Here is a 20,421-nt window from a genome sequence, read left to right as displayed (position 1 = left end):
TCCCGCTCCAACAGGATCGCACCCAAAAGCAGCCCCGCCCAGACCGCTTATTGGATAATAAAATGTTTAAGGAACCAGCTTGTAGCCACCGCTTTCTGTCACAAGAATTTCCGCATTGGAAGGATCGCGCTCGATCTTCTGGCGCAGGCGATACACATGGGTTTCTAGTGTGTGCGTGGTAACGCCGGAATTGTAGCCCCACACCTCCTCGAGCAGCACGTCCCGCGTCACCACCTTCTGGTCGGCGCGGTAGAGATATTTGATGATCGAGGCCTCCTTCTCCGTCAGCCGCACTTTTGCGCCGCGCGGGTCGATCAGCAGCTTCTGGCTTGGCTTGAAGGTGTAGGGGCCGACCGAGAAGGTGGCGTCCTCGCTTTGCTCGTGCTGGCGCAGCTGCGCGCGGATGCGCGCCAAAAGCACCGCGAAGCGGAACGGCTTCGTCACGTAGTCGTTGGCGCCGGCTTCGAGGCCAAGGATCGTGTCCGAATCGGTGTCGTGGCCGGTCAGCATGATGATGGGCGCCTTGTAGCCACCCTTGCGCAGGATCTTCACCGCTTCGCGGCCGTCCATGTCGGGCAGGCCGACATCCATGATCAGCAGGTCGATGAGGCCGCCACGCGCCGCGGCGACGCCTTTTGCCGCAGTGGACTCCTGCAGCACGTCGAATTCCTCATAAAGAGACAATTGCTCGACCAACGTGCCGCGCAGGTCGTCATCGTCGTCGACGATCAGGATGGTTCGTGAAGTCATGGATCAATCCGTTGTTTTGAAAAGAAAATTCAGTTGACCGCTGCCTGTTTATGCGGAAGCTGACCGGCACAACAGCCGATCACAGTGATTTGTTCCGTGGCACGATCATACAAGAAAAAACACGATCGCAATGCAGCCGGCGCAATTTTGCGAAAAGGACTGCGGGTGCTGACCGTGCGGGCAAGGCCCGGCCGTCCCAGCCAGGGGCTGCTGCAGGCGGGCAGAACGGTGTTTGCCTGCGCGCTGGGGCGTGGCGGCATCTCGGCGGGCAAGCGCGAAGGCGACGGCGCCACGCCGCTTGGCCAAATGCGGATCCTGTCGGGTTATTTCCGGGGAGACCACTTCTCCAGCGGCCGCATCACCCGGCTGGCGATGACGCCGATCGGGCCTGATCTCGGCTGGTGCGAAGTGCCCGACGACCGAAACTATAACAGGCCAGTCAAGATCCCCTACGGCGCCAGCCACGAACGCATGCGGCGCGACGACAGGCTCTATGATGCCTGCCTTGTGCTCGACTGGAATATAACGCCGCGCCGCCGCGGACGCGGCAGCGCCATCTTCTTCCACCTGGCGCGCCCGGGCTTCACGCCCACGCAAGGCTGCGTCGCGGTGACCGCACGCACGATGGCGCGCCTTTTGCCGCTGCTGTCGGACCGGACGGTGGTGAGGGTGGTAAGGTAGGGAATAGGCAGTAGGCAGTAGGGTTCTCTTTCTATTGCCTACTCCTAATTCCTATTCCCTTTCCTTACCTGCCAGCCGATGTCGAGCAGGCCCAGCCGGCCGAGTTCGCGGGCCATGGCGCGGGAGACGTCTTTGCGCGTGGCGCCGACATCGCGCAACTGGCGATCCGACAGGTCCTCGATGTCGTCCTGCGGCAGGCTTGCCGCGACCTTGGCCTGGCGGAGCCAGTCGAACGCGGCGGTCAGCCAGTTCAGCCGGCTCGCGGGAGCTCTCAAAGCTATGTGAGACATGATACGGTTCCTTCCATCCGGACATAAAATCCGGTTTGATATTGGTTCGATGGTCGCATCATGCCCGATTGAAAGATTGGAGAGAAACGAGTAGTTCTTTCCGGATTATCAAGTTTTCTTTGAGGATCAGGACGCCATGACCGCGTCTGTTCTGGGGCCGCGCTGATGGCCCGCCTGGTGCCGGGAACCCGGGCGCTGAGGACGCTGGAGGCAGCGGCCCGGCATCTCAATTTCACCCGGGCCGCCGACGAACTCGGCCTGACGCCAGCCGCCGTCAGCCACCAGATCAAGGAGATCGAAGACCAGCTCGGCATCGTCCTGTTCACGCGCTCCAGCCGCAGCATCCGGCTGACGGAGGCCGGAACGGTGCTGTTCGAGGCCTCTGCCGATGCGCTCGACCTGCTTGGCAAGGCCGTCTCGCGGGCACAGAAGATGACGCGCGGCACGACGCTGCTGAAAGTGACGCTCGACGCCCAATTCGCGACGAAATGGCTGATGCGGCGGGTCGAGGATTTTCGAAAAAAACATGAAGGCATCGAACTCAGGTTCGACATCGCCTACGGATTGCGGGATTTCGACCTTGACGATGTCGATGTCGGCATCCGCTTCGGCGCCGGCAGATATCCGGGACTTTGCGCGCATCGGCTGTTCGACAACGTCATCATCCCGGTATGCAGCCCGAGCCTGCTGGCGTCAGGTCCGCCGCTGCGCGAACCGCGCGATCTCTTCCATCACACGCTTGCCCATATCGAATGGGCGCGTCAGGGCGTGACCTGGCCGAACTGGCGCATGTGGATGGCGGCAGCCGGCGTCGACGATTTCGACGACAGCCGCACCATCGTTTTCGGCACCTCGGCCGACGCGGTCCAGGCGGCGATGGAGGGCAGCGCCGTGGCGCTCGCCGATTTCGCCATGGTGGCCAACGACCTTTCCGAAGGTAGGTTGGTGCGGCCTTTCGAACTCGGCATCAAGGTCGCGCCGGAATTCGCCTATTTCCTGGTCTATCCCAAGGAATTGGTGAACGATCCGCGCATCGTTGCCTTTCGCACGTGGATTCTGGAGGAAATGGCAAAATCCCAAACCGCGGACCGGGTGTAGCGGAGGCCTTCAACTCGCTGCGGCGCCGAACCAGCCGACCACGGCGCCGACGATCAACAGCACGCCAAGCCAGTGGCCGCCGTCGATGACGGTCAGGTCCCAGCCGAAATTCTCGTAGCGATGATTGACCGACAGCGTGGTTGCGACGAAGCCGAGCCAAAGCACGAAACCGAAGACCAGTCCCGCCAGCAATGTCGGCTCGCCGCCAGTCACCGCGCCGACGACCAGGGCCAGCACAAGCGCCATGACCAACTCGGCGATGAAAGAGATGAGAAACGGCAGCAACGATTTCTTCATGGTCGCCGGATCGAGTTTTGCAGCCTTCAGCCATGGCTTACTCAAACCGGTGTACCAGCCGGCGCCGAACAGCCACGCCAGGATTGCGGCGACGATCACCGCCAGCCAGTTAACCGCTGAAAAATCCATGATATTCCCCTCTGATACGGAGCTCATGGAAACGCCTGTTCAGTGGCGGCGTCAAGCCGGGCGCTCGGTGCTCCACCGCCAGACGGTGGTGCGTTTTATTTCGGCATCCTCGAGCGCCCGCGTCACCGGCACCTGGTAGACGCCAAGCGGTTCCAGCCCCGACCGCGGCAGATAGGAGCGGCCGGGATCGCCGATCAGGATATCGGCGCCGCGCCGCTTCAGAGCCGCGAACCAGGGCGTCAGCCGGTCTGCGAACGGCTTGTCGTAGAAGACATCGCCGGCAAGAACCACGTCCCAGTCCGCATCCGTTCCGACGCAGTCATCCTGGACGAATTCGACGGCGACGCCATTGGCTTGCGCATTGAGGCGGACCGCCGTGGCGCAGAACGGGTCGATGTCGGCGGCGGTCACCCCTGCCGCGCCGGCTTTTGCTGCGGCGATGGCGACGAGACCGGAGCCGGAGGCGAAGTCGAGCACGCGCTTGCCCCGCACCATGGCCGGGTTGTCGATGATATGGCGGGCAAGCCCCTGGCCGCCGGCCCAGGCAAAGGCCCAGAAAGGCGGCGGCAGCCCGATCTCGACCAGCTCGTCCTCCGTCCGCTGCCACAGATCATGCGCCTCGTCGGCAAGATACAGCGCAATCTCGGGCACATGCGGCGGCGCCATCAGCGCCGTATTGTCGAGGATGAAGCGTTCGGCGCTATGGCTCGTGAGAACCGTCACGGAGCCGGCGTCAGGCCACCCATGCGGCAGACTTCCTTCCATTCGGCCGGCGTCACCGGCTGCACGGAAAGCCGTCCGAGCCGCACCAGCGCCATGTCGGCGAGCTTGGGATTGGCCTTGACCTGCTCCAGCGTCGGCGGGTTCGGCACATCCTTGAAGGCGCGGATGTCGACGCATTCCCAGCGCGGATCGTCCGATGTGGTGTCGGGATGAGCCAGTGCGCACACTTCGGCGATGCCGACCACGTTCAGCCCCTCGTTGGAGTGGTAGAAGAAGCCGAGATCACCGATCTGCATGGCCTTCATGTTGTTGCGCGCCGCATAGTTGCGCACGCCGTCCCATTGCGTGCCTGCCTTGCCCTTGGCCTTCAACGCCTCGAACGAGAAGACCGAGGGTTCGGATTTGAACAGCCAGTAGTTCATTCGTATTGCTCCTCCAGCCTTGTGCCGATTAATTAGCCGCCGGCTTGTTGAAGGTCCAGTTCCACTGGCGGATCTCGACGCTTTCGAACAGTCCCGCCTTGGCATAGGGATCGGCTGCCGACAGCGCCTGCGCGCCTGCCATGTCAGGCGCTTCGACGACGACGAGGCTGCCGTTGGACTTGCCGTCGGCGTCGAGGAACGGACCGGCGAAGGCCAGCTTCTTGTCGCTGTTCAGCCCTTCGAGAAAAGCGAGGTGCTCCGGCCGCGTATCGATGCGCACTTGCATGCTTCCGGGCTTGTCCTTGCAAATCAACGCGAACAACATGTCTCTGTCTCCTGATGCTGGAATCAATCGTCGGTTTCGGTCTTCAGCGGCCGGGTCATCAAGGCCGCCACAGCCTGCCGGATGGTGATGGTGCCGTCCAGTATGGCGGCGACTGCGGCGATGATAGGCGCGTCGATGCCGCGCTCGGTGGCGATGCGGGCGGCGATCGCCGCCGTCGGCACGCCTTCCGCCAGCGGCAGCCCGCCAAGCGGCTTGCCCTGGCCGAGCGCCAGTCCGTAGGCAAAGTTGCGCGATTGCGTGGACGAGCAGGTGAGCAGCAGGTCGCCAAGGCCGGAAAGCCCCATCAACGTCTCGGGCCTGGCGCCGAAGGCGGCACCGATGCGGCGCAGTTCGACGAAGCCGCGCGTCACCATGGCGGCCTGGGCACTGGCGCCGAGCCCGGCGCCGGTGACGGCACCCGCGGCGATGGCGAAGACGTTCTTCAAGGCGCCGCCGATCTCGACGCCGATCAAATCATCATTCGAATAGCAGCGCAGATTTTCCGCCGAGAAGCGCGCGGCAAGCTTGGCCGCCAGCGCCTCGTCCCGGGCGGCAACCACTACCGCCGTGGGCAAGCCCCGGGCAACGTCCGTGGCGAAGCTCGGACCGGACAGAGCGGCGACCGGATTCACAGGCAGGATTTCCCCGACGATCGCCGACAGCAAAGCGCCGGTGTCGCGCTCGATGCCCTTGGCGCATAGCACCAGTGGGACGCCGGCCGGCATATGGCCGTTGGCGTGAGCAAGCATGGCCCGCAACGATTGCGCCGGCGTCACCGCCAGCACGCAATCGGCACCGTCGAGCGCGGCTTGGATGTTGCTCGTCGCCACGATGCCGGCCTGGAGCGCGATGCCAGGCAGATAGCGTCGATTTTCGCCGTGGTCGATTGCGGCGACGGTCTCCGGGTCGCGCGCATAAAGGCGGACGAAATGGCCGGCGCGCAGCATGGCCAGCGCCAAAGCGGTACCCCAGGCCCCGCCACCGAGCACGGCAACGCGCCAGCCGGTTGGCGCGATCTCGATGCCGCTCATGCCTTCTTCGCTCATGCCCTCCTTGCTCATGCTTTGGCCCCGCGCCGGCCCGAACCGATCATCGGCGCGGAGATGCTGTCCAGCGGCCAGCGCGAGCGCGGCACGAAATCGAAGCCGTTTTCTTGCGCCAGGCCTTCGCGCATCCGCTCGATGCCGGCCCAGGCGATCATTGCCGCATTGTCTGTGCAAAGTTTCAGCGGTGGCGCGACGAAGGCGAAGCGCGCCTCGGCGCACAGCCGTTCCAGCGTCGCCTTGATCGTATGGTTGGCGGCGACGCCGCCGGCGACGACCAGCGCCGGCGCGGCCGTGTCGGGGAATTCCCGGCGGAACCGGGCGAGCGCGCGCGAGACACGGTCGCCCAGCGCGTCGGCCACCGCCGCCTGGAAGGACGCGCAGATGTCGGCGACGTCCCGGTCGCTCAAGGGCTCGATCGCGCTCGCCGCCTGGCGCACAGCGGTCTTCAGGCCGGAGAACGAAAAATCGGGCTGCGCCGATCCCTTCATCGGACGCGGGAAGGCAAAACGACCCGCATCGCCCGATGCCGCCGCCTTCTCGACATTGGGACCGCCGGGATAGGGTAGGCCAAGCATCTTGGCCGTCTTGTCGAATGCTTCGCCGAGCGCGTCGTCGATGGTCGTCGCCCAGCGCTGGTAGTCGCCGACGCCGCGCACGGCCAGGATCTGTGTGTGGCCGCCGGAGACCAGCAGCAGGAGATAGGGAAAGTCGAGCCCATCGGTCAGCCGCGCCGTCAAGGCATGGCCTTCGAGATGGTTGACGGCGATCAGCGGCTTGCCGGTTGCGGCCGCGATCGCCTTGGCCGTCATCAACCCGACGATGAGGCCGCCGACGAGGCCCGGACCTGCGGTCGCGGCGATGGCATCGATGTCGGCCAGCGCCACGCCCGAATCGGCAAGGGCTGCCTCGACAATGCCGTCCAGCGCCTCGACATGAGCGCGCGCGGCGATCTCCGGCACAACCCCGCCGAAGGCGGCATGCTCCTCGATCTGCGACAGCACGATATTGGACAGGATTTTGGGCGCGGCATTGCCTTCCAGCGCCACGACGCTGGCGGCGGTCTCGTCACAACTCGTTTCAATGCCCAGAACGCGGATCAATTGGTCGCTGTCCCCAAGGATTGTGTATCGGGGCATTCCCCGGTAGGAGACGCCCGGAAAAGGCGACTTCGCTTGCCGGGGGGTTATCACGGACCGCGCGCCATGCAAACAATCTTGAAGATCGGAACACGCGGCAGCCCGCTGGCGCTGGCGCAGGCGCAGGAAACCCAGGCGCGGCTTATGGCGGCGCATGGTTTGCCGCAAGAAGCGTTCGAAATCGTCGTCATCTCGACCACCGGCGACCGCATCCAGGACCGGCCGCTGTCGGAAGCTGGCGGCAAGGGCCTCTTCACCAAGGAGATCGAGGAGGCGCTGCTCGCCCGCGCGATCGACATTGCCGTGCATTCCTCGAAGGACATGCCGACGCAGTTGCCCGATGGGCTGGAGCTGTCTGCTTTCCTGCCGCGCGAGGACGCGCGCGATGCTTTCGTCGGCAAGGCGGCTAAGACGATTGCAGACCTGCCGCGTGGCGCCAAAGTCGGCTCGTCGTCGCTCAGGCGGCAGGCGCTGATCCGCCGCATGCGGCCGGATCTCGACGTGGTGATGTTTCGTGGCAATGTGCAGACGCGGCTGCGCAAGCTCAATGAAGGCGTTGCCGCCGGCACCATCCTCGCCCATGCCGGGCTGAAGCGGCTCGGGCTCGGCCACGTGGTCACCGATCTGATCCCGCTCGACATCTTTCCGCCGGCGCCGGGCCAAGGCGCGATCGGCATCGAAACCCGCATAGGCGATGGCGACGTCGAACAGATGCTGGCGGCCATCCACGACCTGCCGACCGGACAGGCGCTGGCTTGCGAGCGCGCTTTCCTGGCGGCCCTCGACGGCTCCTGCCGCACGCCGATTGCCGGTCATGCCGTGATAGACGGCGCGGACCTTTCTTTCGCGGGATTGATCATCTCGCCTGATGGCACGCAGTCGCACATGGTCGAGATGAAAGGCCTGGCGCTGGATGCCGCCCGCATCGGTGAAGAGGCGGCAAGGACGGTGCGGGCCAGGGCCGGCGAGACATTCTTCGACGGCTGGGCCTGACGGTGCAGCGCGTTCTGGTGACGCGGCCTCAACCGGGCGCCTCCCGCACCGCGCGAATGCTCAAGGACATGGGGTTTCTACCGCTGCTTTTGCCGCTGACCGAGACGGTGGCCTTGCCGATCGATACGGACCTCGTCATCGGCAATGCCGTGGCCGTTGCGGTGACCAGCGCCAATGGCGTGCGCTTTGCGCCTAAGGAGGTCGTCGCCCGGCTTTCGGACTTGCCTTGCCATGCCGTCGGCAAGAGGACCGCGCAAGCCGCGCGTGAAGCAGGATTTTTGTCCGTCAGCGAAGGTCCCGGCAATGCCGAAGGTCTTGCCGGCAGTCTTGCCGGCGAATTCCAGGGCAAGACCATTGTCTATCTCTGCGGACGCGTGCGCTTCCCGGCATTCGAGCAGCGGCTGCAAGCTGCCGACGTCGGGGTCCGCCCCGTCGAGACATACGACACGCTCGCCGTGACCTATTCGGACGAGGCCGTGCTTGCCCGTCTGTCGGGGCAAACCGCGGATGCGGTGCTGCTCTATTCCGCCAGGGCGGCTGCTGCGCTGCAGGCCCTGGTCAGGCGGCCTGCGCTGCATGAAGCCTTTGACAAGACGCGGGTTTTTGCCCTGTCGCATCGCATCGCCGCCGTCCTTGGCGACGTCGCTGGCGACCGTATCCACATAGCCGCGCGGCCCGACGAGGGTGCGCTGCTTTCGCTTTTGCGGCCCGGGTCCTGAGCCGCGTCATCACACCGCCCCTTTTCACCGCTTGGTGATGTGCTAGACCCTCTTTGAACCATCCCCAAGCGAATTTGCGGAGCCCAAGCATGGTGAAGACGCCGAAGATGCGACATTCGAAAAGCCGCCGCGAGCCGGTGACCATCGAACTTGAGCCCGGCGCCGTTTCCCGCATCGCCGACGAGAATGCCGCCAGGGCCGGGGCGCAAACCGATGAGGCCAAGGCGGAGGAAGCCGCGAACGCCTCGCGGCCGGAGGCGCCCGAAGAGCCTGTGCACGCCGACCAGACCGATCTAGAACCCTGGGAGCACGCCGAGGCGACAGCGCCCCGATCGGAACGATCCGCGGAAAGCGCCGCCAAGGCGGACGAACCGGCGGCAGCCTACCCCGGTTCCCGGGACGACGCCGCTGGCAAGGCCGGCGCCTTCGACTACAGTTTCGAGGACACATCGGCGAAGCGCGCCGAACCTGAACCGGCCGGGCCAGTAACCGGCGCCTCGGCGGGGAACGGGAAAACCGCATCCGCACCGCCACCGCCGAAGCGGGTCAACGGCATCGCGGCCGGCATCATCGGCGGTGTCATCGCACTGGTCGGCGCCGGCGGATTGCAGTTCGCCGGCCTGCTCGGCGCGCCGGGGTCCGCTCCCAGCGTCTCGCTCGAAGGCGTCAACGGCGAAATCGCCGCGCTCAGAACCGAGATCGCGGATCTGAGGCAAGCCGGCGACGGCGGTGCGTCGGCCAAGGTCGACGGGTTGTCCGCGGCGTTGGATCAGGTCAGGACGGATGTCGCAGCGCTCAAATCGGCGGTCGAGCAAGGCGGAGCGGGCGACAATGCCGGGCTGGCCGCGCTTGGCGACAAGGTCAGGCAGATCGAGACGGCGGTTGCGGCGCTCGGCAAGGCCGGCAACCCGGCTCCAGTCGATCTCGGCCCGCTCAATGAAAGGCTGGCTGGCCTCGATGCGCTGGTCAAATCGGCCGGCGAGGCGGCGGCGAAGCAGGACGGCCGGCTCACCGCGCTGGAGCAGTCGGTGGCGCAGCTTTCCGGCAAGGTCGAGGCGCAGGCCGGACAGCCGAAGGTCGCGCTCGCCATCGCCGCTTCGGCACTGAAGGCGGCGCTCGACCGTGGCGCGCCGTTCGGTGCCGAACTCGAGACCTTCGCCGCGATCGCGCCGGACGCGCCGCAGCTTGCGGCTCTGCGCGCCTACGCGCAAAAGGGCGTCCAGACCCGCACCGAGATCGCATCGCAGATGGATGCCGCCGCCAACGCCATGGTCGCGGCGGCCACGCCGGTCGACGAAAATGCCGGGCTGCTGCAGAACCTTCTGTCGAGCGCCGAATCGCTGGTCAAGGTCCGGCCGATCGGCGCTGTCCAGGGCGCTGGCGCGCCGGAAACCATTGCGCGCATGGAGGTGGCGGTCAATCAGGGCGACTATGCCAAGGCGCTCACAGAATATGAGACGCTGCCCGCGCCTGCAAAGGCGGCCGGCGCCGATTTTGCCGGCAAGCTGAAGGCACGCATCGAGGTCGAGACGCTGATCGATGCGCTGATATCAGGCGCGATGAAGGCGTGAGGAACTGGCGATGATCCGAATCCTGCTCTTCCTCGCCGTCGTCTTCGCGCTGGGCCTAGGCTTTGCCTGGCTGGCGGACCGGCCGGGCGACATGGTCATCACCTTCAACGGCTACCAGTATCAGGTCAGCCTGATGGTGGCGGCGGTGGCGGTGGTCGCCGTCGTCGCGGCGGTGATGATCCTGTGGTGGCTGATCAAGTCGGTCTGGAACAGCCCCTACACCATTTCGCGCTATTTCCGGGTGCGGCGCCGCGACCGCGGCTATCAGGCGCTGTCGACCGGCATGATCGCCGCCGGCGCCGGCGACGGCGCGCTGGCCCGCAAGAAGACCAAGGAAGCGGCCAAGCTGATCCGCTCCGACCAGGAGCCATTGATCCATCTGCTCGAGGCCCAGGCTTCGCTGCTCGAAGGCGACCACGAAGGCGCGCGCCAGAAATTCGAGAGCATGCTCGACGATCCCGAAATGCGGCTGCTCGGCCTGCGCGGGCTTTATCTCGAAGCCGAGCGCCTGGGGGACCGCAATGCCGCCAGGCACTATGCTGGGCGCGCCGCCGGCATGGCGCCGCAACTGGCCTGGGCGGCCGAATCGACGCTTGAAGAGCTGACCGGGCGCGGCGACTGGGACGGCGCGCTGAAGCTGGTCGAGGCGCAGAAGGCGACCCGCCAGATCGAACGTGACGCCGCCAACCGCCGACGCGCCGTGCTGTTGACCGCCAAGGCGCAGTCACTCGCCGACAGCGATCCCGCAGCTGCCCGCACGGCGGCGATAGAGGCCAATCGGCTGCAGCCGGAGTTCGCGCCGGCCGCGGTCGCGGCTGCGACGCTGCTGTTTCGCCAGAACGACGTGCGCAAGGGCTCGAAGATCCTCGAGACAGCCTGGAGGGCCGAACCGCATCCGGAGATAGCGGAGCTCTATACCCATGCCAGGCCGGGTGACGCCGTGCTCGATCGCCTCAACCGGGCGAGGAAATTGCAGGAGATGAAGAAGAACCACGCCGAATCCTCGATGACGGTGGCGCGCGCCGCGCTCGATGCACAGGATTTTGCGACTGCCCGCCGCGAAGCCGAGGCGGCGATCCGGATGGACCGCCGCGAGGGCGCCTATCTGCTTTTGGCCGACATCGAAGAAGCCGAGACGGGCGACCAGGGCAAGGTGCGACAGCTCTTGTCCAAGGCGGTGCGGGCGCCGCGCGACCCGGCCTGGGTCGCCGACGGCGTCGTCTCGGAGCGCTGGGCGCCGGTATCGCCGGTCACCGGCCGGCTTGACGCCTTCGAGTGGCGCGCCCCGATGGAGCGTCTCGGCCAGCTGATCGACAGCCGTGACGATGCGCCGGACGCCCCGGCGGTGGCGATCGAGGCGCCGGGCAGGCCGGCGCAGGAAGAGTCGGTCGAGGTGATCGATCACGCTGGCCCGGGCGGCGAGACGGCCGGCAAGCAGGCCGAGAACGATCAGGACCACGTCAGGCCGGTGACGGCGCAGGCTTTCGCCGCGGCGCCCGCCGATGCCGAGGCCGTCGAACCGGCGCAGGAACTGGCACGCCTGCCGGACGATCCCGGCGTCGATCCGGACGATGCGGCGGAAAAGTCGCCGCGCCGGTTCCGGTTGTTTTGAGTTGGCTGGGTGGCCCGGCCGTTTGGGAATGGATCGATGTTCGAACGCGTCCTGTCGTTTCTGAGGGATTTGCCGACCGGCGCCGGCGCCCGCGCCAGCGCCGATGACCCGCGCGTGGCGGCGTCGGCGCTGCTCTACCACGTGATGAGCGCCGACGGCGTGCGCCAGGACGTCGAGTGGGAGCGGTTCAAGGCAGTGTTGGCGCAGGCCTATTCGGTCAGCGGCAACGAGCTCGACGCGCTGGCCGCCGCCGGCGAGCGCGCCGACAACGAGGCGATCGACCTCTATGCCTTCACCAGCGTTCTGAAGCGCCACCTCGATGCCGAAGGCCGCAAGGCTTTCATCGGCTTGATGTGGGAGATCGTCTATGCCGATGGCGAGCTGCACGAATTGGAAGACAACACGGTGTGGCGCGTTGCCGAGCTGATCGGCGTCGAACGCCAGGACCGCATCGAGGCGCGCCGCAAGGCGGCGGCCGATGCGCCGGGCGCCCGTGGAACGTCGAGCGACGAATAGGTCCATCCGCCGATGCCGCCGATGCCCCCGCGTTCGAAGCCGAGAATTCTGATCGTGCTGCATCAGGAGAATTCGAGCCCCGGGCGCGTCGGCCACATGCTTCTCGAAGAGGGCTTCGATCTCGACATCCGCCGCCCGCCGCTTGGCGATGCCTTGCCAGAGACGCTCGACGGCCATGCCGGGGCCGTGGTGTTCGGCGGGCCGATGAGCGCCAATGACGAGGACGAGTTCGTCCGCCGCGAGACCGACTGGCTTGAGGTTCCGCTGCGTGAGAACCGACCGCTGCTGGGTATCTGTCTTGGTGCGCAGATGCTGGCCAACCATCTCGGCGGCAAGGTCGAGGGCCATGGCGAAGGTCTGGTCGAGATCGGCTGGTATCCGTTGAAGGCGACCGAAGCCGGCAGAAAGCTGATGCACTGGCCCGAAATGGTCTATCAGTTCCACCGCGAAGGTTTTTCGCTGCCCAGCGACGCGACACTGCTGGCTACGAACGAGACCTATCCCAACCAGGCCTTTCGCTACGGCGAAAATGCCTGGGGCATCCAGTTCCATGGCGAACTGACCCGAGTGATGATGCAGCGCTGGGTGGTGCGAGGCGCGCACCGCTTCGAATTGCCGGGCGCCCAGCCCGGCCGCGACCATCTCGGCGGCAGGCTGATCTGGGACATGCACCTCAAGCGCTGGCTGGACGAGTTCCTGGTGCTGATTTTCGGCGGCCGACGGCGCGGTCGCGGCACAACCATCCCCTGATGGCGGGTTGTTTAACGCCTGCTAGTTCGAAAACGTCACGCTCACGCCGCGCTGACGAAAATAAGCCTGCATCAATTTGCGGCCCGAGCGGTTGTTCTGCGCCAGTTTGGTGGGATCGAACACCGCCTGCTTCATCCCCTCTCGTGCCAGCGCTGCCTTAAGCGTCGCGATATGGGCGTCGAGATCGGCATTGTCGGCCCGCAGCGACACATAGATACTCTCGGTTGCCTCAGCCACGGTCGGTTCGCTCACAGTTATCGTCCTTTGGTTGGTCGGGCGGCGGCTTAGCACGGATTCGCAGCCCGCCGATACCGGTGGACCTGAATTCGATGCCCCGTCAGTTTCGTCCATTGAGGTGCCGCACCCTTCGGAGCGCCGGGAACAGGTAGGCCCACAGGCCGGCAACGGCGATGGCGCCGACGCCGCCGATGACGACGGCCGGCACCGTGCCGATCAGCGCCGCCATGGTGCCGGCGCGGAATTCGCCGAGCTCGTTGGAGGCGCCGACGAAGACCTGATTGACGGCGTTGACGCGGCCGCGGACATGATCGGGGGTCCAGAGCTGGATCAAGGTTTCCCTGATGTAGACGCTGAACATGTCGGTGGCGCCGAGGAAGGCCAATGCCAGGATCGACAGCCAGGCGATGGTCGACAGGCCGAACAGCACCGTAAAGGCGCCGAACGCGGCCACGAAGCCGAGCATGATCAGGCCCGCGTGGTTTCGGATAGGATGACCAGCGAGCCAGATGGCGACACAGATGGCACCCACCCCTGGCGCCGAGCGCAGCAAACCAAGTCCCCAGGGACCGAGTTGCAATATGTCGCGGGCATAGATCGGCAGCAGCGCCGAGGCGCCGGACAGGAGCACGGCGAAGAGATCGAGCGAGATGGCGCCAAGCACGATCTTCTCGCCCCAGATGTAACCGAAGCCGGCGAACAGGGTCTGCATGGTCGGCTTGTCGGTCTCGCTGCGTTGCGCTGGCCTCGGTATGGTGAAGATCAGCAGCCCGGCGACGAGCATCAGCGCCGTGGCCGTGCCATAGGCCACCTCGGCCGATACGCCGTAGAGCAGGCCGCCGGCGACCGGCCCGACGATGGTCGCCGTCTGCCAGGCCGACGAGTTCCAGGCGATGGCGTTGGCGAAATCCCGGGGCGGCACCAGATTGGCGAACAGCGACGACGAGGCCGGTCCGAAGAAGGCGCGGGCAATGCCGAACATGGCGAGCACGATGAAGATTGGCAGCGGGCCGCTGATGCCGCGCAGGGTCAGGATGAGCAGCGCGAGCGCGCAGATCGCCTCGAGCAGCACCGCCAGCGCCATGATCAGCCGGCGGCCGAAACGGTCGGCAACGACCCCCGTGACCAGCACCAGGAGCAGCGCAGGCAGGAACTGGACGATGCCGACAAGCCCGAGATCGAGCGGGTCGCGGGTCAGGTCGTACATCTGCCAGCCGACCGCGACGGACACGATCATGGTGGCGAATGTGGTGAGGAAGCGCGCCGCCCAATAGCTCAGGAAGGAGCGATGGCGGAACGCGGCATAGCGCTGGTCCGGTGATATCTGTTCGGAGGTCATGGAACGAGGCCCCGTTAGAAGGATGGAGGCCGGCGGGGCACTTCCACGAAGGACGCTGGTCCGGCCGGGGAACCCTTTAGCCCAGTTCGACGTATGACGCGCGCAAAAAACAGGTTCTGGATCAAGGATTTTCTGACGTGTTCCATCGAACGCACACGAAACTCACCCGCCAAGGCCCGGCGGGACAGGAAAGCCTATCGGGTGTCTCGAAGACCGCATGTCTCCCCATCGTGCACGCGATAGCCTTGAAAGCCGATCGATGAGCAGCATTCTTTCGGCCTGCCCACTGGCATGGCCGAAACCTACCGATACATTGGGTTTTGGCGATAATGTCGAGCGTAACTTCACCCTTATATATCGTCGTTCCTTGTGAATTGGAACAATAGACCATTCCATGTTGGAATAATGCGAAAAGCGTACGCGTAATCAGCAATCTTTTTGCTGGCGCCTTTCTGTCATTGCATTTAAGTACTTGCTAAATCAAGCAGGGTGCTTACTGGATTATTAAGCATTTTCAAAACAGAACTCAAGATCGGGCAATTTTTCCTTGCTAGCCGGGGACATCGGTTACAACCTATGGATACATCAACCGCGCCGGCGGATCGTTGGCATGCTTGGGCGGATGGGCGCTAGGCATGGAGAGGGAAATGGACATTCGCCAAGGCGGCTCCCGCTGGGAGCGCTCCCCTCGATTTGAGGAATTGCGACGGCCGGCCGCAAAGTCGTCGAATGCATGGGCCACAGCCCGGCAATCCAAGCTTCGATACGCAGGGCAACTATCAGGGGTGCAATGGCATCGGCTGCCAGGTCGATGCGCCTGACGATGACAATTCATCGGGTGACGACGATTCCGACTGACAGCCACACTCCGCAAAGGAAGAGGAAAACCACCTATGTCTGAATTCGGCGACTTGGTTCGACGGCACGCCAAAATCGTCATGATCGGGCTGGCGGGGTTGATACCGACATCTGCTTTCGCGAACGATGCCTGCGACGGCGTCAAGGTCGAAGTGACGAAGGCGCGCAAACAGGAATATGCACCGCTCGTCGCTTCGGCGATGGACAATAAGTTCAAGCCCGCCCGCGCCAAGTTCATCACCATCTTGGAAAGCGGCAACTGGAGCGCCGCTTATGTCTCCACGCCTGTGAGCGATGACGGCGTGATGTTCTTCCAGACCGTCGACGGAAAGAAGCAGTTTCGTGACGTCTGGGGCGGCTATGCCGATCCATCGGAAAAGCCTGGACTGGTATCCTGGGCGAAGAAGCTCGGAGCGCCGGAAAAGCTGGCCAGGTGCTTCGCCGAAACCGTTACGGAATGACGATGCCGCTCACCTGCAAAGAGGACGAGAACCAATGAAAACCGCAATTCTGACCACCGCCGTAGTTCTGGCCATGCCGGCTTTCGCTTTTGCCAAGGACAAGTGCGCCGACGCCAAGGAGCAGGCCACCATGAACCAATGCGCCGATGCTTCGTTCAGGAAATCCGACAAGAAGCTCAACGAACTTTACAAGCAGATCGAAACCCGCCTGAAGGACGACGCGGATACCAAGAAGCTTCTTGTCCAAGCGCAGCAGAATTGGATCAAGTTCCGCGACGCCGAGTGCAATTTCCAGATCGCGGGAGCGGCCGGAGGCAGCGTGGTCCCCATGCTCCTCTCGATGTGCATGGATGGCCTGACGCAATCCCGGGTCAAGGATTTCGAGGGTTACCTGAATTGCAAGGAAGGCGATCTGAGCTGTTCCGTTCCGGCAGCGAACTGAGGTTTCCTGCCAGTCTGCAGACGGGGTGGAAAATCATTCCCTCAGCGCGCCGGAGATGGCATCGAGCCCGCCCTGCAATTGCGCGCTCGCCATGGAAGAGCGTAAGATCGGGCAGCCTGCCAAGACGGAACCGCCGGCAGGCCTCAATCAAACCATTGGCTCAGCGCCGGAATGCGCGCTCAGGCCGAGACCTTGGCTTTCCTGCCCCTGGCCGGCGCTTTCGGAGCGACGGCCTTGCGGCCGAGACCGATCGACTTCGCCAGTTCCGAACGCGAGGCCGCGTAATTGGGAGCGACCATCGGATAGTCCGACGGCAAGCCCCATTTGGCGCGGTAGGCGTCCGGCGTCAGGCCGAAATGCACGCCCAGATGACGCTTCAGCGATTTGAACTTCTTGCCGTCCTCCAGGCAGATGATGAAATCCGGCGTCACCGACTTCTTGGGATTGACCGCCGGCACGAGCGGCGCCGCCACGGGTACGGCCGGCTGGCCGAGCCCGCTGATCGAAGCGCTGACGCTGGCGATGAGGTCGGCCAGGCCGGAGGCGGGCAGGCGGTTCTTCTCGACGTAAGCCGACACGATATGGGCGGTCAGCTCGAGAAGGTCGATATCCTTGCGAGCGTCGTTGCTGTCGTCGGTCAATCTATTTTCCTCCGTCTATGGCGTATGGGGCCCGAAATCGGCACAGTTTCGGATGGGATGATGCGCAAAGTTAAAGTGCGGCGGCGTCTTTGCACGTCCCTCGCGGTTCGTCGCGATGTAGTGCGCCGGAATTCCTAGTCGGCAAATCTGCGCAATGCAACGACTTGGCCCCGCGTCACACATTATTTTGAATAACTATACTGAACTGTAATACTATCAGACGATCAGGGCCTTGTCTCGCCACAGACGAAATCCGCCTTCGAAGGCGCGTGTGTTGTCGCCGCGCCTGCTGTCGGCGGGCAAATCGCCGAGCTTGTCGACATTGCCGCCGCCGATGACGACATAATCGGGCTGCATGGCGGCGCGCAGCCGGTCGACGACGTCGAAAACGGATTTTCGCCATTTCTTCTTGCCGCGTTTTATCAGGCCGCGCTCACCGACATAGTCCTCGAAGCTCTTGCCCTTCTTATAGGGAAGATGGGCGAGTTCCATCGGTTGGGCGACGTTGTCGACGATCATCGCCGCACCTAGGCCGGTTCCCAAGCCCAGGAACAGCATGCGACCGCCTTCATAGCTGCCGATGGCCTGCATCAGCGCGTCGTTGACCACCTTGACCGGTTTGCCGAACTGCGCGGCGAAGTCGAAGCCGGCCCAGCCCTTGCCGAGATTGGCGGGATCGAACAAGGGCCTGTTGTGATGCACCGGGCCGGGATAGCCCATCGAGATGACGTCGTAGGACAGTCGGTCGGCCAGCGCCTTCACCGCATCGATCATCTGCTGGGGCCTCAGGTCCGGCCCGGAATCGGCGCGGCGCTCAGCACCGCCTGAGCTGGTGAGGATCTTGACGTGCGAGCCGCCTATGTCGATCGACAGCACGATCGGATCGCCGCTCGCCGCTTTCGGCCTTGCCGTCCTGGCCATGCTGCCCTCTCCCAGCCTATTTCGATGGATTGATCCAGCCGTTCGGCGGCCCGAAGCCGTTCATGGCGGCTGCCGGCCCCCAGGTCTTCGGTTCATAAAGATGCGGCGGCGTGGTGTCGCCGAGGACCGGCCCGACGATGCGCCAGGCAAGTTCGCTGGCGTCCTGGCGGGTAAAAAGCTGGCCATTGCCGTTCATGGCATCGCCGATCAGCCGTTCATAGGGCGGCATATCGCCCTTGCTGTCGTCGAGCGCCGTCAGTTCGACCTGTTCGCCGACCATGTCGTCGCCCGCTGCCTTGCGCTGGGCGCCGATCGAGATCGCCACCTGCGGGTCGATGCGGAAGCGCACATAATTGGCGTCGTTCGGCTTGATCGGGTCGAAGACATCGAGCGGCGGCCGCTTCAGCCGCACGATCACCTCCGTGGCATGCACCGGCATGTTCTTGCCGGCGCGGATGAAGAACGGCACGTCGCGCCAGCGCCAGGTGTCGACGAGGAAGCGCACCGCCGCGAAAGTTTCGACCGGCGAGTTGGGCGCCACGCCGGGCTCGGCGAGATAGCCGTCGAATTGGCCACGCACGATATCGTCCTTGGTCAAGGTGCGGATCGCGCGCAGCACCTGCACCTTCTCGTCGATCAGGTCGTCGGCGGAACGGCCGACCGGCGGTTCCATCGCCAGCAGCAGGAGGATGTTGAGCAGATGGTTCTCGATCACGTCCCTGACGCAGCCGACCTCGTCATAGAAGCGGCCGCGCCCATCGATGCCGAAATCCTCGGCCATGGTGATCTGCACGCTCTCGACGAAATTGCGGTTCCAGATCGGTTCCAGGAAGGAATTGGCGAAGCGGAAATAGAGCAGGTTTTGGATCGCCTCCTTGCCGAGATAGTGATCGATGCGGAAGATCGACTGTTCGTCGAACACCAGATGCAGCACTCGGTTCAGCCAGCGCGCCGATTGCAGGTCATGGCCGAAGGGCTTTTCCACCATCAGCCGCGCGCCGCGCGCCGTGCCCGATTGCTCCAGGCCTTGGACCACCGTCTCGAACATGGTCGGCGGCACCGCCATATAGTGCAGCGGCCGCTGGGCGGTGCCCAGCGCGCTCTTCAGTTTCTCGAACGTGGCCGGGTCGCGATAGTCGCCGCTGACATAGCGCAGCAGCGAAGCGAGCTTGGCGAACACCTTCTCGTCGATCTTGCCGAGCGTATTGACGATGCCGTCGCGCGCGCGGTCCTGCAATTTCCTCAAATCCCAGGCGTCGAAGGCGACGCCGATCACCGGTTCGCTGAGCGTCCCTTTGGCGACCATGGCGTAGAGGGACGGAAATATCTTCTTGTGGGCGAGGTCGCCGGTCGCCCCGAAGAGCACCAGCGTATCGGACCGTTCCGGGCTCATGAGCGCGTCTCCCCTGCCGCCGTCACTTGCCGGCCTTCGGTTTTTCGACATGGCCGCCGAATGCATAGCGCATGGCCGACAAGAGCTTGTCGGCGAATTCGGATTCGCCTTGCGAGGAGAAGCGGTCGAACAGGGCCGAGGACAGCACCGGCGCCGGCACGCCGGTGTCGATGGCCGCTTTCAGGGTCCAGCGGCCTTCGCCGGAATCGGACACCCGTCCGCCAAACTGGGTCAGGCCGGGATCGCTCTTCAACGCGCCGGCGGTGAGATCAAGCAGCCACGAGCCGATGACGCTGCCATGCCGCCAGACCTCGGCCACCTCGGCAAGGTCGATGTCGAACTGGTAGTATTCAGGGTTCTGCAACGGGCTGGTCTCGGCATCGGCCTCGCGCTTGACCTTGCCGGCATTGCCGGCCTTGAGAATATTCATGCCTTCGGCATAGGCGGCCATGACGCCGTACTCGATGCCGTTATGGACCATCTTGACGAAGTGGCCGGCGCCGCTCGGGCCACAATGCAGATAGCCGAAGGGCGCCGTGCCGGCCGTCTTGTCGGGAGCGGGCGCACCCGCATCCGCGCCGGGCGCCAGCGTGGCGAAGACCGAATCGAGATGCCGGACCGCGTCATCGGGCCCGCCGATCATCAGGCAGTAGCCGCGATCCAGGCCCCAGACGCCGCCGCTGGTGCCGACATCGACATAGTTGAGGCCTTTGGCGGCGAGCTTGGCGGCCCGGTCGACGTCGTCGTGATAGTAGGAATTGCCGCCGTCGATGATGATGTCGCCGGGTTCCATCAGCGCCGCCACCTGATCGACGATCTTGCCGGTGATGGCCGCAGGCAGCATCAGCCACACGCAGCGCGGCTTGGCGAGCTTGCCGACGAATTCCGCCATCGATGCAGCCCCCGAGGCGCCGTCGCCGACCAGGGCCGCGACGCTTGCCGGGTTGATGTCGTAGACGACGCATTCGTGGCCGTCACGCATCAGGCGCCGGACCATGTTGGCGCCCATTCGGCCCAGTCCCATCATTCCGATCTGCATGGTCTCATCCTTGTGTCTTGAAGAGGATCTGC

At 64.6% G+C, this 20,421-nt stretch carries 24 protein-coding genes; 10 read left to right on the top strand and 14 right to left on the bottom strand.

All coding sequences use genetic code 11. The features are described from left to right. Positions 1-66 precede the first annotated feature (66 nt). Positions 67-750 (bottom strand): response regulator transcription factor, encoded by a 684-nt coding sequence (locus FJ986_RS08155; RefSeq protein WP_091576052.1) that lies wholly within the window; start codon positions 748-750, stop codon positions 67-69. A 144-nt stretch (positions 751-894) separates the two neighbouring features. Between FJ986_RS08155 and FJ986_RS08150 the strand changes: the two genes are divergently transcribed. Then, entirely contained in the window at positions 895-1,431 is a 537-nt protein-coding gene (locus FJ986_RS08150) for a L,D-transpeptidase (RefSeq protein ID WP_181165209.1), read from the top strand. 44 nt (positions 1,432-1,475) lie between these two features. Here the strand turns inward: FJ986_RS08150 and FJ986_RS08145 are convergent, their stop codons facing one another. Continuing rightward, positions 1,476-1,721, bottom strand: coding sequence for a hypothetical protein (locus FJ986_RS08145; RefSeq protein ID WP_140524660.1), 246 nt, complete (start codon positions 1,719-1,721; stop codon positions 1,476-1,478). Between the two features lie 165 nt (positions 1,722-1,886). On the opposite strand from FJ986_RS08145, the gene gcvA reads away from it, so the two are divergent. Continuing rightward, positions 1,887-2,819, top strand: coding sequence for a transcriptional regulator GcvA (gcvA, locus tag FJ986_RS08140; protein ID WP_140492662.1), 933 nt, complete (start codon positions 1,887-1,889; stop codon positions 2,817-2,819). A 9-nt stretch (positions 2,820-2,828) separates the two neighbouring features. On the opposite strand, the gene FJ986_RS08135 is transcribed toward gcvA, so the two are convergent. The 6 genes from FJ986_RS08135 to tsaD are packed head-to-tail and all read right to left on the bottom strand — an operon-like array spanning position 2,829 to position 6,858. Then, a complete protein-coding gene (locus FJ986_RS08135; protein WP_140524659.1) occupies positions 2,829-3,245 on the bottom strand; it encodes a DUF1761 domain-containing protein in 417 nt (138 codons plus the stop codon). A gap of 51 nt (positions 3,246-3,296) precedes the next feature. Beyond that, positions 3,297-3,968: a methyltransferase gene (locus FJ986_RS08130; protein ID WP_140524658.1), complete on the bottom strand. Its 672-nt coding sequence runs from the start codon at positions 3,966-3,968 to the stop codon at positions 3,297-3,299. Next, positions 3,965-4,390: an EVE domain-containing protein gene (locus tag FJ986_RS08125; protein WP_140492656.1), complete on the bottom strand. Its 426-nt coding sequence runs from the start codon at positions 4,388-4,390 to the stop codon at positions 3,965-3,967. The genes FJ986_RS08130 and FJ986_RS08125 overlap by 4 nt, the downstream gene beginning before the upstream one ends. Before the next feature lie 28 nt (positions 4,391-4,418). Then, positions 4,419-4,715 (bottom strand): YciI-like protein, encoded by a 297-nt coding sequence (locus FJ986_RS08120; protein WP_140513955.1) that lies wholly within the window; start codon positions 4,713-4,715, stop codon positions 4,419-4,421. Positions 4,716-4,738: 23 nt separating this feature from the next. After that, positions 4,739-5,776 (bottom strand): NAD(P)H-dependent glycerol-3-phosphate dehydrogenase, encoded by a 1,038-nt coding sequence (locus FJ986_RS08115; RefSeq protein WP_246671685.1) that lies wholly within the window; start codon positions 5,774-5,776, stop codon positions 4,739-4,741. Beyond that, positions 5,773-6,858, bottom strand: a complete 1,086-nt coding sequence (gene tsaD / locus FJ986_RS08110; protein ID WP_181171872.1) for a tRNA (adenosine(37)-N6)-threonylcarbamoyltransferase complex transferase subunit TsaD — start codon at positions 6,856-6,858, stop codon at positions 5,773-5,775. Before tsaD ends, FJ986_RS08115 begins: the two co-directional genes overlap by 4 nt. A 105-nt stretch (positions 6,859-6,963) precedes the next feature. On the opposite strand from tsaD, the gene hemC reads away from it, so the two are divergent. The 6 genes from hemC to FJ986_RS08080 all read left to right on the top strand — a co-directional run bounded on the left by hemC (position 6,964) and on the right by FJ986_RS08080 (position 13,058). Then, the gene (gene hemC, locus FJ986_RS08105; RefSeq protein WP_140513958.1) at positions 6,964-7,890 is read left to right on the top strand and encodes a hydroxymethylbilane synthase; all 927 of its coding nucleotides are present in this window, start codon (positions 6,964-6,966) and stop codon (positions 7,888-7,890) included. A 2-nt stretch (positions 7,891-7,892) separates the two neighbouring features. Continuing rightward, positions 7,893-8,609 carry a uroporphyrinogen-III synthase gene (locus FJ986_RS08100; RefSeq protein ID WP_140513959.1) on the top strand — a complete coding sequence of 239 codons (717 nt, stop codon included), beginning with the start codon at positions 7,893-7,895 and terminating at the stop codon, positions 8,607-8,609. Between the two features lie 89 nt (positions 8,610-8,698). Next, complete coding sequence (locus FJ986_RS08095; protein ID WP_140673926.1) at positions 8,699-10,180, top strand: mitofilin family membrane protein; 1,482 nt, start codon at positions 8,699-8,701, stop codon at positions 10,178-10,180. A gap of 10 nt (positions 10,181-10,190) precedes the next feature. Continuing rightward, positions 10,191-11,792 (top strand): heme biosynthesis protein HemY, encoded by a 1,602-nt coding sequence (locus FJ986_RS08090; RefSeq protein ID WP_140580173.1) that lies wholly within the window; start codon positions 10,191-10,193, stop codon positions 11,790-11,792. A gap of 36 nt (positions 11,793-11,828) precedes the next feature. Beyond that, positions 11,829-12,308 carry a TerB family tellurite resistance protein gene (locus tag FJ986_RS08085; protein ID WP_140563940.1) on the top strand — a complete coding sequence of 160 codons (480 nt, stop codon included), beginning with the start codon at positions 11,829-11,831 and terminating at the stop codon, positions 12,306-12,308. Positions 12,309-12,329: 21 nt separating this feature from the next. Beyond that, positions 12,330-13,058: a glutamine amidotransferase gene (locus FJ986_RS08080; protein WP_140563939.1), complete on the top strand. Its 729-nt coding sequence runs from the start codon at positions 12,330-12,332 to the stop codon at positions 13,056-13,058. A gap of 21 nt (positions 13,059-13,079) precedes the next feature. On the opposite strand, the gene FJ986_RS08075 is transcribed toward FJ986_RS08080, so the two are convergent. Both FJ986_RS08075 and FJ986_RS08070 read right to left on the bottom strand, forming a co-directional pair. Beyond that, positions 13,080-13,310 carry a hypothetical protein gene (locus FJ986_RS08075; RefSeq protein WP_140492627.1) on the bottom strand — a complete coding sequence of 77 codons (231 nt, stop codon included), beginning with the start codon at positions 13,308-13,310 and terminating at the stop codon, positions 13,080-13,082. A gap of 85 nt (positions 13,311-13,395) precedes the next feature. After that, positions 13,396-14,634: an MFS transporter gene (locus FJ986_RS08070; protein WP_140580174.1), complete on the bottom strand. Its 1,239-nt coding sequence runs from the start codon at positions 14,632-14,634 to the stop codon at positions 13,396-13,398. 893 nt (positions 14,635-15,527) lie between these two features. Between FJ986_RS08070 and FJ986_RS08065 the strand changes: the two genes are divergently transcribed. Together FJ986_RS08065 and FJ986_RS08060 are read left to right on the top strand one after the other, a co-directional pair. Continuing rightward, positions 15,528-15,953, top strand: coding sequence for a hypothetical protein (locus FJ986_RS08065; protein WP_140554826.1), 426 nt, complete (start codon positions 15,528-15,530; stop codon positions 15,951-15,953). Between the two features lie 34 nt (positions 15,954-15,987). Continuing rightward, positions 15,988-16,395, top strand: coding sequence for a lysozyme inhibitor LprI family protein (locus FJ986_RS08060; RefSeq protein WP_140673924.1), 408 nt, complete (start codon positions 15,988-15,990; stop codon positions 16,393-16,395). 179 nt (positions 16,396-16,574) lie between these two features. On the opposite strand, the gene FJ986_RS08055 is transcribed toward FJ986_RS08060, so the two are convergent. From FJ986_RS08055 to gnd, 4 genes are all read right to left on the bottom strand, one after another. Next, positions 16,575-17,036, bottom strand: a complete 462-nt coding sequence (locus tag FJ986_RS08055) for a MucR family transcriptional regulator (RefSeq protein WP_140492615.1) — start codon at positions 17,034-17,036, stop codon at positions 16,575-16,577. Between the two features lie 216 nt (positions 17,037-17,252). After that, complete coding sequence (locus tag FJ986_RS08050) at positions 17,253-17,957, bottom strand: ROK family protein (protein WP_140673922.1); 705 nt, start codon at positions 17,955-17,957, stop codon at positions 17,253-17,255. Between the two features lie 16 nt (positions 17,958-17,973). Further along, positions 17,974-19,350 carry a glucose-6-phosphate dehydrogenase gene (gene zwf / locus FJ986_RS08045; protein ID WP_140654945.1) on the bottom strand — a complete coding sequence of 459 codons (1,377 nt, stop codon included), beginning with the start codon at positions 19,348-19,350 and terminating at the stop codon, positions 17,974-17,976. Positions 19,351-19,372: 22 nt separating this feature from the next. Then, on the bottom strand, positions 19,373-20,389 hold the full coding sequence (gene gnd / locus FJ986_RS08040) for a phosphogluconate dehydrogenase (NAD(+)-dependent, decarboxylating) (protein ID WP_140492606.1): 1,017 nt from the start codon (positions 20,387-20,389) through the stop codon (positions 19,373-19,375). Positions 20,390-20,421 lie beyond the last annotated feature (32 nt).

Origin of the sequence: Mesorhizobium sp. B1-1-1, assembly GCF_006442955.1 — a bacterium.
In the GTDB taxonomy this organism is placed as follows: Bacteria; Pseudomonadota; Alphaproteobacteria; order Rhizobiales; family Rhizobiaceae; genus Mesorhizobium.
Note: the sequence above shows the minus strand (reverse complement) of the source record. Positions and strands in the feature narration are given on the sequence as shown.